This window comes from Glycomyces artemisiae (genome assembly GCF_003002955.1).
In the GTDB taxonomy this organism is placed as follows: Bacteria; Actinomycetota; Actinomycetes; order Mycobacteriales; family Micromonosporaceae; genus Glycomyces; species Glycomyces artemisiae.
On sequence record NZ_PVTJ01000001.1, the window covers coordinates 1 to 14,037 of the forward strand.

General features: G+C 65.4%; 13 protein-coding genes and 1 tRNA gene. 8 read left to right on the forward strand and 6 right to left on the reverse strand.

Annotated elements, in window-relative coordinates; genetic code table 11:
- Positions 1-82 precede the first annotated feature (82 nt).
- Positions 83-556, forward strand: coding sequence for an NUDIX domain-containing protein (locus tag B0I28_RS00005; protein ID WP_106361785.1), 474 nt, complete (start codon positions 83-85; stop codon positions 554-556).
- Here the strand turns inward: B0I28_RS00005 and B0I28_RS00010 are convergent.
- The 3 genes from B0I28_RS00010 to B0I28_RS00020 form a co-directional block, all read right to left on the reverse strand.
- Positions 528-1,676, reverse strand: a complete 1,149-nt coding sequence (locus B0I28_RS00010; RefSeq protein WP_106361786.1) for an NUDIX hydrolase N-terminal domain-containing protein — start codon at positions 1,674-1,676, stop codon at positions 528-530. The two genes, B0I28_RS00005 and B0I28_RS00010, sit on opposite strands and share 29 nt — an antisense overlap.
- Positions 1,677-1,707: 31 nt before the next feature.
- Positions 1,708-2,796, reverse strand: coding sequence for a GDP-mannose 4,6-dehydratase (locus B0I28_RS00015; protein ID WP_106361788.1), 1,089 nt, complete (start codon positions 2,794-2,796; stop codon positions 1,708-1,710).
- A 110-nt stretch (positions 2,797-2,906) separates the two neighbouring features.
- Complete coding sequence (locus tag B0I28_RS00020) at positions 2,907-3,227, reverse strand: hypothetical protein (protein WP_106361789.1); 321 nt, start codon at positions 3,225-3,227, stop codon at positions 2,907-2,909.
- 422 nt (positions 3,228-3,649) lie between these two features.
- On the opposite strand from B0I28_RS00020, the gene B0I28_RS00025 reads away from it, so the two are divergent.
- Complete coding sequence (locus B0I28_RS00025; protein ID WP_106361790.1) at positions 3,650-4,942, forward strand: helix-turn-helix domain-containing protein; 1,293 nt, start codon at positions 3,650-3,652, stop codon at positions 4,940-4,942.
- Entirely contained in the window at positions 4,939-6,492 is a 1,554-nt protein-coding gene (gene murJ, locus B0I28_RS00030) for a murein biosynthesis integral membrane protein MurJ (protein WP_106361791.1), read from the forward strand. Before B0I28_RS00025 ends, murJ begins: the two co-directional genes overlap by 4 nt.
- Before the next feature lie 72 nt (positions 6,493-6,564).
- On the opposite strand, the gene B0I28_RS26760 is transcribed toward murJ, so the two are convergent.
- Positions 6,565-8,496, reverse strand: a complete 1,932-nt coding sequence (locus tag B0I28_RS26760) for a hypothetical protein (RefSeq protein WP_146147915.1) — start codon at positions 8,494-8,496, stop codon at positions 6,565-6,567.
- A 495-nt stretch (positions 8,497-8,991) separates the two neighbouring features.
- Between B0I28_RS26760 and B0I28_RS28395 the strand changes: the two genes are divergently transcribed.
- On the forward strand, positions 8,992-9,261 hold the full coding sequence (locus B0I28_RS28395) for a helix-turn-helix domain-containing protein (RefSeq protein ID WP_106361792.1): 270 nt from the start codon (positions 8,992-8,994) through the stop codon (positions 9,259-9,261).
- Positions 9,262-9,362: 101 nt separating this feature from the next.
- Here B0I28_RS28395 and B0I28_RS00040 read toward each other — a convergent pair.
- Together B0I28_RS00040 and B0I28_RS00045 are read right to left on the reverse strand one after the other, a co-directional pair.
- Positions 9,363-9,435 (reverse strand) — tRNA-Glu (locus B0I28_RS00040).
- A gap of 216 nt (positions 9,436-9,651) precedes the next feature.
- A complete protein-coding gene (locus B0I28_RS00045) occupies positions 9,652-10,281 on the reverse strand; it encodes a hypothetical protein (RefSeq protein WP_146147916.1) in 630 nt (209 codons plus the stop codon).
- 344 nt (positions 10,282-10,625) lie between these two features.
- Between B0I28_RS00045 and eno the strand changes: the two genes are divergently transcribed.
- The 4 genes from eno to B0I28_RS00065 all read left to right on the forward strand — a co-directional run bounded on the left by eno (position 10,626) and on the right by B0I28_RS00065 (position 14,032).
- Positions 10,626-11,906 (forward strand): phosphopyruvate hydratase, encoded by a 1,281-nt coding sequence (gene eno, locus B0I28_RS00050; protein WP_106361794.1) that lies wholly within the window; start codon positions 10,626-10,628, stop codon positions 11,904-11,906.
- A 116-nt stretch (positions 11,907-12,022) separates the two neighbouring features.
- Entirely contained in the window at positions 12,023-12,550 is a 528-nt protein-coding gene (locus B0I28_RS00055) for an FtsB family cell division protein (protein ID WP_106361795.1), read from the forward strand.
- 28 nt (positions 12,551-12,578) lie between these two features.
- Complete coding sequence (locus B0I28_RS00060; RefSeq protein ID WP_106361796.1) at positions 12,579-13,112, forward strand: DUF501 domain-containing protein; 534 nt, start codon at positions 12,579-12,581, stop codon at positions 13,110-13,112.
- Complete coding sequence (locus B0I28_RS00065; protein WP_106361797.1) at positions 13,109-14,032, forward strand: Ppx/GppA phosphatase family protein; 924 nt, start codon at positions 13,109-13,111, stop codon at positions 14,030-14,032. Before B0I28_RS00060 ends, B0I28_RS00065 begins: the two co-directional genes overlap by 4 nt.
- Positions 14,033-14,037 lie beyond the last annotated feature (5 nt).

Consider the following 14,037-nt stretch of genomic DNA (forward strand, 5'->3'; position numbering starts at 1 on the left):
GACCCCTCCCCAAAGCCGACCGGACCCTGCAAACCGTGCTCAAACTCCAGATGTATCGGCGTCACTCGAAAGAGGCTTTTGCATGAGCTTTCAGGCCGGTGACGTCCTCATGGTCCAGCCCACCTACAAGGAGCCCTTGGAGCTGCCGGGCGGTTACGCCGAAGTCGGCGAATCTCCGGTCGAGGCGTGTCTTCGAGAAGTCCGGGAGGAGCTGGGCATTGGCATCGCTCTCGGCGGCCTTCTAGTCGTTGACTGGGCTCCCGCGCCGAGCGAGGGCGAGAAAATCCTGTTCGTCTTCGATGGTGGGCAGCTCAGCGCTGACCAGGAAGCGGCCATCAAGCTTCGTGAGTCAGAGGTTTCCTCGTGGGGGTACTACAAGTTGTCTGCGATCGAGGCCCGCACTCCGGCTCGACTCTTCCGGCGCATCTTCCAGGCGACTCAGGCGGATTCGACTCGATACCTGGAAGATGGCGGAGCGGCAGGGATCACCGCCTTACCACTCCGCCGAGACATCAGCTCAATGCTGTTCAGTCGGCCTGTTCCAAGGCCGCGGTGATCTTCGTGCGGTGGCCTCTGAACAAGTCGAGGTCCTTCAGGTCGGACAAGGTTGCCCACGCGGTGTTGTCGACTTCGCGGTTCCGTGTGATCGTGCTGCCGTTGGGTTTGAGAACCATGCTGAACACGGCGATGACGGGAATGGTGGTCGGCTCCGAGGTGATGGCACGGTTGTCGAACACGTCGACCAAGGCGAGGTCAGACGGATCGAGACTCAGCCCGATCTCTTCTCGGGCTTCGCGGACGGCCGTAGCAGCCCAGTCCTCTCCGACCTCGCAGGCTCCGCCAGGGATTGCCCACTGACCAGTGTCAGACCTCTGGATCAGCAGAACTCGGCCGGCTTCGTCCCGGATGGCGATCTCCGCCCCTGTTGCCGCCGCGGACGGATGGAGCTCGAACGGACCGAATCGCTGGTAGCCGATTGACTCTGGGGAGATGTTCGCGGCGAGCTCACCGAGGTGCTCGAAGCGTTCGACGTTGTACGGATCGGCCGTCTCCAGGCCTCCTTCCTCCGCGATCTCCGCGATGTCACGGCAGATGGCGGCGACGACGGGGCTGACGATGACGGGCCGCTCGTCGATCTGTCGGGGCAAGGCGGGTATGGACGCGGGGGCGATGCCTGTCAACGGTCGCTGAATCGCAGTGTCGGGCGTCGGCCAGACCTCTCGCAAGTCGGCGCGCGTGAGCGAACTGGTGGTCCGGTAGATCGCGAGGTAGGTGTGCGGGTCGGGAAGGCCCAACACTCGGCTGTCGGTGAGAGCGACAGGCTGACCCGGTTCGGTCGCAGCAATCCGCGCAGCCGCAGCATTGATTTCGTCCGGCAGGAGTCTGCCCGGCTCCAAGAGGAAGGCCCGCCAGAGCCGGGCCCCGTCCGCGCACTCGATGTACAAGGCGACGGCGGCATTGGGAGTGTGGATGCCGCTGTCGGTCCGGAAGGATTCCTCGATGACGTCAACGTCTTGTGGATAGATCAGCGATGCGAGTTCGGCCGCGTGCCGTCGCAGGCGCGTGAACCGTTCTCGATCGAATTGGTCGGGTCGGTAGTGCAGGCCGAGCGTGGCCTGTGCACGGAAGCGGTCGGCCAGCCATGCGAGTCGGAGGCTGTCGGCGTGCTCGGTCATCGGGCGTCCTTCGATCGGTGCATCGGTCGTTCTAGTGGGGGATCCTTGCGTTGTTGACGTAGTCGATGGTGCGGCGCAACCCAGCCTCCCAAGTGACGGTCGGTTCCCAGCCGACGGCGTCACGAACCTTCGTGGCGTCGACCCGCAGCGCGAGGACTTCGGAGTCGCCGGGGCGGAACCGGTCGGTGTCCGAGAGCAGGGTCCGGGCGCTCCAGTGTCCGGCCTGCTCGCCGAGGTCGATGATGAGCTGGGCCCAGTCCTTCATGGTGATGCTGCGGCCGTTGCCGTAGGTGTAGACCTCGCCGGCCTTGCCGTGCGCGGCGAGGGCGAGGTGGGCGCGGATGCCGTCGACGAAGAAGGTGAAGTCGCGGCGTGGACGGAGGTCGCCGAGGACGATCCGCTCGGACTGGGACGCCTGGCGGATGATTTCGCCGGTGATGAACTCCAGGGACTGGCGGGGGCCGAAGTGGTTGAACATGCGGACCACGATGACCGGCAAGCCGTAGGCGGCGTGGAAGTTGCGGGCCAGGAAGTCCTGCGCGACCTTCGAGGTGCCGTAGATCGATTGGGGGTCCAAGGGCGAGGTCTCGGTGAAGACGACCTCGTCGAGGTCGTCGCCGTGGTGCAGGCCGTGGGCGTTGCCGTACTCCTCGGAGGTGCCGACCTGGTCGAAGCACGCGAGTTCGATGCGGTGGTCCACGAGCGACTGGAGCAGGTTGAGGGTCGCGCTGACGTTGGCGTTGAAGACGGCCTGAGGGAGGTGCCAGGAGTAGCCGACGTGGCTGAACGCGGCGAAGTTGAAGACGTAGACCGGGCGCTCGGCGTTGGTAAGGGCGCGGACGGCTTGGTCCACCGCGAGGCGATCGGTGAGGTCGCACCAGTGGAGGGTGAGGCGCCCTCGCTGGTGTTCGAGGTGGTGGAGCTGCCGGTGGGCCTTGGGACGGACCGTGATGTGGACGTCCGCGCCGAGTTCGACGAGGGCATCGGTCAGGTGCGAGCCGAGGAATCCGTCAGCGCCGGTGATGAGGACGGGGGCGTCCCGGTAGGCGTCGGCGAAGTCGCGCTTGAGCGCGGCGATCTCCTCGTGGGTGAACGTTCCGCTAGCGAGCGCTTCGATCATGACTGAGTCTCCGTTCCATCGATGAGGGCTGTTGGATGAGTGGGAGTGAGGGCCGCCGTCCACCCACGGCGGCCCTCTGGAATGAAGTCATCGAGCTGAGGCAGGTCAGCTCACAGTTGCCCGCCTTCGCGTAGAGCGCGGTCGGCGACGATCTCGCCTCGGTGATGCCACTGCCGCTGTGCCGCTGCGACGACCCGGTCTGCGCGGCCGTCGGTGTCGAGCCAGTCGGACCAGTCCGAATCTGGGAGCAGGCGTGGGCTGTTGCTTTCTAGCTGCTCGACCACACCGAGGTGGTCGCCGCTTGCGGTGACAGTCAGCCGGTCGACGCCGCTGAGGAAGTACCAGGTGAAGGTGAGGCGCTGGCCGTCGATGTCGACGATTTCCAGCGGAAGCGCGTCTCCCACGAGATCGATCTCCTCGGTGCCGTTCACCCCGCACCACCTGAGCGCCTCCCCGAGAGCCGCGGAGCCCCCACCGCCCCGCGGATCACCAGGTAGGCAAAGGCATCGCGGAAGTCCTGACAGCCGCGGCCTCGCCAACGCTGGCGACACCGTCGGCACGTCTTGATTCCCGCCCACGTCAGGCGAGGACGATGGACGACTATCGCCGCCTGCATGTCGGCCGCCTTGGCATCGGCCAGTATGGTCTCCATGTCACCAGTTCGCCTTCCATCTCGTTCTGGTGATGCGGGCCGCCGGGATCGTGAGTCTCCGGTGGCGGTCCGCCGCTTTCGGGCGATGCGACATGCACCGCTGGAAACTAGAATGAGCGGGGACACACCGGCTGTCACCGTTGCGCCGTTGCGGCAACTCAAAATGGACGTTCCGCAACGTGGCACTTATGGGAGGCCGTCATGGACGATGCAGATGGAGCCCGGCTTCGCGCCGCGCGAATCGAAGCTGGAATCGGGCTGGACATCCTCGCCCGCATCACCGGCAAGTCGAAGAGCCACCTGTCGCGAGTCGAGCGCGGCATCAGGCCGCTGACTCCAGGGATCGTGCTCGCCTACCACCGCGCGCTAGGGTGGTCGCTGCCGATCGGAGTCACGACCAGGGCCGCAGGCTCCGTACCTGCTGACGACGACATTGACGAGGCCGAGATGAGACGACGTACGCTCCTCCGCGGATTCGTGGCCACCACGACCGGCATCGGAGCTGGCTCCCCTCTGGCCGACGAGATCGAAAGCGTGACCGGCCCAGTCGCGTCCCCGAGCATGGTCAGCGAGTTCGACGCCGAGGAACTGGAGCAGGCCGCGCTGGCGCTCACCTCCCGGGACCTGCGAGGAGGCGGCCACGCCCTCATCAGCGAAGGCCAATCGCTGCTGACCTGGGCCACCGGCCTGATCGAACAGACCCGATCCGAATCGCTCCGCAAACGCCTCGCCTCGGCCGCCGGCTACCTCGCTGACCGAACCGGCTGGACCGCGTTCGACCTCGGACTCCATGACCAGGCGACCCGCATGTTCGGTCTCGGCGTCCGCCTCGCCGTAGAAGCCGACGACCGGAACCTGACCGCTCAGGCCCTCTGCGACATGGCCGGACAGGCGGTCTTCCTCGGAAAGCCCTCCGAAGCCCTCGCTTGTGCTGAACTCGCACTCGCTGACGACTCGATCGTCGACCAGCTCAAGGCCGCTCTCCTGGGCGTGACCGCTGAAGCGTACGGCCAGCTCGGCGAGCTCAACGAGACCCTGCGCTACATCGACCTCGCCAACGAACGCGCGATCGACAGCGAGATTCCGGACGACGCACCCGTCTGGCTCCCGGCCTTCCGCGGACCCCAGACCCTCATGGCCTCAACCGGGTTCGCCGCCTACCTCAGCTACCAGCAGAACCGACACGTCCTGGCAGCCTCTACCGCGCTCGAACACCTCGCCGCCGCAAGCAGCACGCTCGGCAGCTCACGAGGCAGATCAGCCACCCTCTGCCGACTGCGACAAGCCTCGATCTCTTGTGCCGCCGGAGAATCCGCTGAGGGCATTTCGCTTGCAGGGCAAGCGGTCGGCGACCTCCAGCTCGTCCGCTCCACCCGCATCCGCCGAGAACTCCGCATCCTGCGCGAGTCCCTTCCCTCCGGGAACCAGCAAGCGACCGCCGCCTCCACTCGGATCGACAAGCTCCTGACCGGGCAGGTCGTCCCGATCGCATGACCAGTGCGAGAACCCTGCTCGGCCGAAGCTCACTCATCGCCGTCGGCGCACTCTCCAGCCGCATCACCGGCTTCATCCGCACCGCCGCCATCGGCGCCGCCCTCGGAGCCGGACTGGTCGGCGACGCCTACACCACCGCCGTCATGCTCCCCGGCATCGTCTACGAGATCCTCCTCGGCGGCATCGGCACCGCGGTCCTCGTTCCACTCCTGAACCAGGCCAGGGCCAACCATCAGGATGGCGGCCGCGAGTTTGCCCAACGACTCTTCAGCTTCGCCGCCGTCGCCTTCGGCCTCGCCGCCCTCGTCGCAACCGCAGCCGTACCGCTGCTGATCCCCCTCCTCGGAGGCTCGGCAACCCACGGCGAGAGCGCGAACCTGACCACCGCATTCGCGATGTTCACCGTGCCCGCCGTGTTCTTCTACGGCATCGGCGCCGTCGCCACCGCAATCCTCAACGCACGCGGCACCTTCACGCTCCCCGCCTGGTCCCCGGCCTGCAACAACCTCACCCTCATCACCGCAGCCCTGGCCCTCATCGCATTCCCCGCCAGCGACTTCGGCGACCTCCGCACGATCCTGCTCGGCGGCGCCACATTGATCGGCGCTGCGCTCCAAGCGTTGATTCTTATCCCCGCCATGCGAAAAGCGGGTGTGCCCTGGCGATGGAAGCCAAGCCTGCGAGGATTCGGACTCCGGAAACTCTCAAAGACGATCCTTTGGGTCACCGCATACGTCGCCGCCGGGCAGCTCGGACTCCTGGTCATCCTCGGACTCATCCGAGCCGCAGCCGCAGAAGGCGGCCCCGGCCCGCTGATCTACAACAACGCCTGGGTCCTGCTCATGATGGCCTACGGCATCCTCGCACTACCCGTCATCACCGCACTCACACCCGAACTCTCCAAACGCATCCGACCGGATTCGACAAAGACTGCGAACGAGTATCAACGGGGGGTGCGGCTCCTCCTCATGCTCACCGCCCCAGCCGTCGCCGCTATGATCGCGCTGGCAGAACCCATCGCAGTGGTCCTCTTCGAGTGGAGCGACTACACGCACTCAGCAGCTTTGGCGACAGGCCCCGTCATCGCCGCTGCTGGTCTGGCCCTGATCCCGTATTCGATCTCGCAGCTCCAGTTCTTCACGTTCCTTGCCATCGGCGATGCACGGACACCCGCGCTGATCGTGATCTGGTCGACCATCATCAGAGTCGCACTCAGTCTCGCTGTCTTCGCGCTCGTGCCCGCTGCGCACTTGGCCGCAGTCCTGATGCTGGTCAACGCGATCGCTTACACAATCGTCTCGGTGGCTTCAGCCCATGTGCTCCACCGCCTGTTGGCCGCGAGGCATATCGTAGCTATCGAGTCTCTGATCAAATGGAGCGGAGGCATTGCAGTACTTCTCGTTTTCGCCTTTGCGACCGAATGGGCGGCCTCGGTATTGGTTACCACGCCGAGGACCGCGGCACTCCTGACCTTGATCGGATGCGCACCAGTATTCGCAACGACCTATCTCCTAGCGTTCCGCGCATCACACATCAGGATCTCACATTGAAGCTTTGCTTGAGTATTGCTCCTGCAGGGCAAATAAGTCTCTCGAGCGTTGAAGAAGGAATCTCATGAGCGCTCACTCAGCGGATGGCATTCTGAAATCAGGGTCACCGAGGCTGGCACCGCGCTTTTCCCAGATGTGATTGAAGTGAGATTCAATCTTGGAAGAGTCTTTGGACATATCGAACCCGTATCTTTCGAAAAGTGCTTCGAGAGTAATTGCGACAGGTTCCGAAATGTTATGTATTTCGGTGGTTATTTCTCGGGCTGCTAGGAGTGCGACGAAATCTATTGCTGCGCCGCGAGCTGTGAGAATGGCGCGATCTGGATCTGCGCCGGGTTGAAGTTGGGCTAGAAGCTGGTGCGCGCCGCTCCATTTTGAGGTGGCGCTGGTGTGAGCATATTCCCCCAGCGCTTTATGAAGTGCGCTCAAACGTTTCCATCCAGCTTTCTCTAGCCAATCTCTAGGGGTGGTCTCTGCTCGTTGTTCAAGGGTCATTGCCTTATCAGGTTTCATGCGCCAAACTCGCAGCCTTGAGGTCTGTTCAAGGACGCACCGCAGAATGCCTAGTGCTCTGCTATCGTCCTCTAGCCAAAGCCAGTAAGAGGAGCGAACCGCACTTCCAATTAGAGATGCGGCGGCCGCAGATTCCTGACGAGGGTGCCATTTTGCGAGAAGTGAGGCTGCTTCGGTCAAGGCGACCGAGAGGTTGACGCTGCCTCCAAAAGCGTCGATATCGAAGTTGTCTCCCAGGTCTTCGCTCTCGGTCAACATCACACTTCTCGCAAACCGCACACTGCGAGACCGATGCCATGCGAAAGCGTACATCACGAACTCATCATCCTGGAAAAGGCGGCCAGCAGGTCTATGGCCTTTAGAAGTGGCTGTGAACGTATTTGCCATAGCTTCAATGACATGGACCCAATCGTCACGCAGGCCCTCGCGGGGGAGCAGGGGAGCGAGCGCGATGAGAGGAGGTGCGGCAAGGTAGCCTTTTGAAAAGGTCGGTTCCTGAGAGGACTTGGTTGAGTAAACTGTGTCGCCTGCGTCTTCCTGAGAATTTGCGTTGCCTTCGCTGGGTTCCGAGAATCCATCCAAGCTTGCGCGCATTAGCCTTACTCCAGATGCATCGCCGGCCTCGGCGGCAATGCTCATGCCAGCGATGCGTATTTGACGGAGACACAAGGTAATGGTATCTGTAATAGCTGCTATTGCGATAAAGACTTCATCGGGCCAGTCTTGGGATCGCAATAGTGACTCGCCATCCCAACCAATTGCGTCAATCAGCTCGCGGCCATGCATCATTTCGCTAAGGAGGCCATAAAGCATAGGAGGACATATTTCGAACCCGTCAGATGTATGAATGTGTTGGTGATCTGATTCGGGCTCTTCTATAGAAATGATTTCATCGTCCTGGTCAGGAAATGATTCGGAGTGGTTGACCGGTTGATGGATTGTTTTGAAAACATCGCCACTACTCCATGTGCGTGCGATGTAGTCAATTGTCTTTTCTCCTGGGGATTGCTGGATGTTGGCGTTAAATGCGCGATGCATGGTCCATCGTTCGAACTGGGTTCGTGCGATAGTAGCGGCCCCTACAACCTGGCCGCAGAGGAGCAGTCTTACTGCAGTGACGGCGCTATCAACGCCCCAAGCTAGGTGGTCGACCCATTCTCCGACATAGCTCGAAGGGTGACGCCTGCTATCGGCACCATAGTGAATCAGGAACTTATCGATGACAGGTATTGGAGCAAGGCACGATAGCATCGGTCCTTTAATAAATTCCGGCAAGGATTCAATATGTTCCATCCGCTGTGTATATCTTGCTACAAGTGTTTCATAGAGGCGTTCGTCCCCAGATTTGCAGACGTGTTCGTATTCGGGTACGGTCGAACCTATCAGTCGTCCACGAAGATCAGCTTTTCTAGCCTTTCTCATAGCTTCCTTCGTGGCGCGCCGTTGGTCCGCGTCTCGCCTTCTATTCTTGTTACGCTGCCCCTTGCTCATCAGGCTCCTCCGGATGCAGGGAATCGTACCCTTGACGATTCGTTGCCTTGGATGTGAAAATTGGACCTTAAAAGGATAAATTCCGATAATATGACAAGAATTGAACAGTTTGTTAAAGCAAGACCGCTTCTATAGGCTCACTATATGGCCAACATTCACTTCCTGGGGTCCGGATCCATTGGAATTGGAATGGGCACTCACGTCAACTGCTCGGTTCAAAGCCATGATGGAACTGTATGCCCGAATCAGAGGTTTCAGTTTCCGCCGTTTTGACCGTAATAGAAGAGTCCTGACCGAGTTCTAAATGCTGGGTGTGCTGCCATCGAAGCTCTGGGACAGGTGAGGTAACGGCTCAACGTGTACTTGACGGGTCGGCAAGTGCTTCGCAGGGGCCGGAGGATGCGGTCACTGTAGTTTTTGCGGCACTCCTTGTCGGCGGCACGCTTCATCGTCAAGATTGCCCCTCAAGTGAGTTCGAGACAAGAGAGGGCGGCAATGGCTGACTGTAGGGGCGCGAAGCAGGTTGATGAGGCGTGGACGCGAGAGCGAGTTGTGGCTTTGGGGGTGGTCTGTGATGTGGAGACCGCTGGGCAGATTCTGGGGATCGGGCGGACAGTGGTGTACCGGCTTGCTCGGGAGGGGAGCTTTCCGGCTCCGATCCGGAAGGTCGGCGGGCAGTACCGGGTTCCGGTGAGGGGGTTGCTGGACTTCCTCGACGGGGTTGAGCCGGAGGGTCGGAATGTGGGGGAGACGGTCGGGCGCTGACCGGAAGCGGTGGGCGGTCCTGCTACCACGGTGCTATCACAGGGCCTGGTGATAGACTCAGGGGCCAACCGGAGTTGGCCCCTGAGCTGTGTATTTACCTGTACTCCCGAGCGGATTCGAACCGCCGTTTCCGCCTTGAGAGGGCGGCGTCCTAGGCCCCTGGACGACGGGAGCTTGCCTTGTCGTTCGCGGGCTGGCCGCGGCAACGGAGACAACTGTACATGGTCGGGGAGGGGGGTGCGCAAGCGGGATATGGCTTGTGATGTGGCCTACCTGAAGCGTGGCGGGCCGGGGCGTGGCGCCGACACCTTTTCAGGTGAACCCCCGTTGCGCCGGCCCCGGCCCGCCGGGCGACTGTAACGCGCCGCGCCGGTGGGCGCGGCGCGATTCTCACTGGTTGCTCGTGCTGGCCTGTCCGGTGATGCCGTCGAGCCAGGCGGCGTCGACGCCGTCGTGGTAGTTGACGAGCTTGGCGCCGAAGGCGTCGTCGCCGACCTTGGCGGTGATGCTGGCGATGACGCCGACGGTGGTCACGCAGACCTCGAAGGAGCCGACGGGCGCTTCGGCGGCGCCCTGGACGTCGACGCAGTCGGCGAGCTCGCCGGCGAGGGTGGTGTCGGTGAACTCGGCGCTGGCGGCGGCGTCGGCCGCGGCCGCGGCGAGCCAGGAGGCGACGTCGTCGTCGGTGGGGAGGAGGCCGTCGAGCTCCTGGCCGAGCCAGACGGCGAGGTCGGCGTCGTCCTCGCCGGCCCACAGGGACGGGCGGTCGCCGACGACGACCGCGGCGGTGCCCGCCTCGGGGTCGACGGCCACGAGCAGCGCGTCGTCCGAGCCTTCGAGGAGGTACTCGGCGGTGTAGGCGTGGCCTTCGCCGTCGACGAGGCGCTCGCTCAGCTCGGTGAGCGCGGCCTGGTCCTCCGAGGCCGTCTCCTCGCCGCCTGCGCCTCCGGAGCAGCCGGCGGCGAGCGCCAGCAGCGCCGCCGCGCCGAAGGCGGCGCAGCGCCGGAGGGGGTTCTGCACGATCATGGGGCTCCACTTCCGTTGTGCTCGGCGATGGAGGCGCCGGGGCCGCTCTCGGCGGCGCTCGCGAGCCGCGACTCGGCCGTCGGCATCCGGGGGGCACGCCTAGCACAGGTGTCTGATCTGAGATAGGACTCCACCTTATAGCGCCCTAACCAGCCTCCATGTAACACGAGGAGGACCCGTCGCCGCCATCGCGTTTTCGCGGCTCGGAGGCACTGCCGCCGGGGCCGGGGCGTAGGCTGGGGTGCTGTGGCCGGCGCAGTGTCGGGTCGGCCGAAATCCTTCGGACACGGCCCCGTAATCGGGCCGACAGTCATGATTCGGCTATCTCAGGAGTGACAGTGGCTGCAATTGAAGACATCCGGGCCAGGGAGATCCTCGACTCCCGCGGGAACCCCACGGTCGAAGTGGAGATCCTGCTCGACGACGACACGCTCCAGCGGGCGGCCGTGCCCTCGGGCGCCTCCACCGGCGCCTTCGAGGCCATCGAGCTGCGCGACGGCGACAAGTCCCGCTACCTCGGCAAGGGCGTCGAGAAGGCCGTGGACAACGTCAACGGCCCGATCCGCGACGCCCTCATCGGCATCGAGGCCTCCGAGCAGCGCCTCGTCGACCAGGCGCTCCTCGACGCCGACGGCACCCCGGACAAGTCGAACCTCGGCGCGAACGCCATCCTCGGCGCGTCCCTCGCCGCCGCCAAGGCCGCCGCCGACTCGGCGGAGCTGCCGCTGTACCGCTACGTGGGCGGCCCGAACGCGCACCTCCTGCCTGTGCCGATGATGAACATCCTCAACGGCGGCTCCCACGCGGACTCCAACGTCGACGTCCAGGAGTTCATGATCGCCCCGATCGGCGCGCCGACGTTCAAGGAGGCCCTGCGCTGGGGCGCCGAGACGTACCACGCGCTCAAGTCGGTCCTCAAGGACCGCGGCCTGTCCACCGGCCTCGGCGACGAGGGCGGCTTCGCGCCGAACCTGGAGTCGAACCGCGCCGCGCTCGACCTCATCGCCGTGGCCGTCGAGAAGGCCGGGTACAAGCTCGGCACCGACATCGCCTTCGCGATGGACGTCGCCGCCACCGAGTTCTTCACCGACGGCGCCTACCTCTTCGAGGGCCAGAAGAAGACCGGCGACGAGATGAGCGCCTACTACGAGGAGCTCATCGCGGCCTACCCGTTCGTGTCCATCGAGGACCCCCTCTCCGAGGACGACTGGGCCGGCTGGTCCGCGCTCACCGCCGCCGTCGGCTCGCGCCTCCAGATCGTCGGCGACGACCTGTTCGTGACGAACCCCGAGCGCATCCGCCGCGGCATCGACGAGAAGGCCGCCAACGGCCTGCTGGTCAAGGTGAACCAGATCGGCTCGCTCACCGAGACCACCGACGCCGTCGAGATGGCCCACCGCGCGGGCTTCGGCTGCATGATGAGCCACCGGTCCGGCGAGACCGAGGACACCACCATCGCCGACCTGGCCGTGGCCATGACCTGCGGCCAGATCAAGACCGGCGCCCCGGCCCGGTCCGACCGCGTCGCCAAGTACAACCAGCTGCTGCGCATCGAGGAAGACCTCGGCGACGCCGCCCGCTACGCCGGCGCCTCCGCCTTCCCCAAGTTCGGCAAGTAGAACGTATCCAGGGGAACCTGAAGCGGACCTGAAGCTGCCTGAAGGGAACCTGAAGTGAAGGCCCCCGTGCTTCGGCGCGGGGGCCTCCGCCGTGCCGCATCGACTAGGCTGGGCCCGTGAACGCGAGCCGTCGACCCAGCCGCCCCGGAGGACGATCCACCGGTCCCGGCCGCACCCGCGCCGCCCGGCGCCCCGCCCCCGGCACCGCGGGCCGCGCCGAGGTCAAGCGGGTCCGGTACCGGCCCGCCCGGAAGGTCTCCCGCCGCGCCGCCGTCCTCGCCCTCGTCCTCTCCGCGCTCGCCCTCGCGTACGCCTACCCCCTGCGCACGTACGTCGAGCAGCGCATCGAGATCAACCGCCTCGAAGCCGAGCAGTCCGCGCAGCAGGACCGCATCGACGACCTCGAAGCCGAGCGCCTCAAATGGGACGACCCCGAGTACGTCGAGGCCCAGATCCGCTCCAGCCTCCTCCTCGTGCCCCCCGGCGAGGACCTCGTCATCGTCATCGACGAGGACGACCCGAAGCACACCGGTGGCGAGGACGACGAATCCGGGGCCGACAAGCCCTGGTACGAATCGCTCACCGATACCTTTGAAGACGCCGATCAGCTTGATCCGGACGAGACCGAGGAACCGGGGGAATGACCGTGAAGGCAGTGGAGCAGGTGGCCCTGTGAAGCCCGAAGCGTGGCCGCAGGAGCCGCAGCCGGTGACCGACGCGGACGCGGCCGCCGTCTCCGCGCAGCTCGGGCGCCCCATCCGCGGCGCGCACGCCGTCGCCTGGCGCTGCCCCTGCGGGCAGCCCGCCGTCGTCGAGACCGAGCCGCGCCTGCCCGACGGCACCCCGTTCCCCACCACGTACTACCTGACCTGCCCCAAGGCCGCCTCCGCGATCGGCCGCCTCGAAGGCGGCGGCGTCATGAAGGACATGAACGACCGCCTGAACGCCGACCCCGAGCTCGCCGAGCACCACCGCCGCGCCCACGAGGACTACCTCGCCCGCCGCGCCCGCCTCGGCGACGTCCCCGAGATCGCCGGGGTCTCCGCCGGGGGCCTGCCCGACCGCGTCAAATGCCTCCACGCCCTCGTCGGCCACGCCCTCGCCGCCGGGCCCGGCGTCAGCCCCATGGGCGACGAGGCCATCGACAAGCTCCCCGAATGGTGGCGCACCTCCAGCTGCGCGACGAGGCAGGAGGCCGCCGAATGAGCGCGCGACGCGTCGCGGGGATCGACTGCGGCACCAACTCCATCCGCCTCCTCATCGCCGACATCGACGATGACGGCCGCCTCCACGACGTCGTGCGCCGCATGGAGGTCGTGCGCCTCGGCGAAGGCGTCGACCGCACCGGCCGCCTCGCCGACGCCGCCATCGAGCGCACCCGCGCAGCCCTCGCCGACTACACCGCGCAGATCCGCGAGCACGGGGCCGAGGCGATCCGCATGGTCGCGACCTCCGCGAGCCGCGACGCCGCCAACGCCGCCGACTTCACCGCCATGGTCGAGGCCGTCCTCGGCCAGGCCCCCGAGGTCATCACCGGCGACGAGGAAGCGCGCCTGTCCTTCACCGGCGCCGTCGCCACCCTCCCCGCCCACGACGGCCAGCGCCTCCTCATCGACATCGGCGGCGGCTCCACCGAGTTCGTGCGCGGCACCGGAGGCGACGTCATCGCCGCGATCTCCGTCGACGTCGGCTGCGTCCGCATGACCGAGCGCCACCTGCGCTCCGACCCGCCCGGCCCCGCCGAGATGGACGCCGCGACCGCCGACATCACCGGCATCGCCGACCGCGCCCTGGCCGTCGCCGACCCGGGCCGCGAGGCCACCGAGCTCGTCGCCGTCGCCGGGACCGCGACCACCGTCGCCGCGATCTCGCTGGGCCTGCCCGCCTACGACCCCGACGCGATCGACGGGACCCGCCTGACGTACGAGCAGGTCGCGAAGGTCACCGCCGACCTCGCCGCGGCCGACCACGCCGCGCGCCTGGCGATCCCCGTCATGCACCCGGGCCGCGCCGACGTCATCGTCGGCGGCGCGCTGGTGCTGCGCACCATCATGGAGCGCAGCGGGATCGGAGAGGTGCTCATCTCCGAGCACGACATCCTCGACGGCATCGCGCTCTCCGCATAGGACGA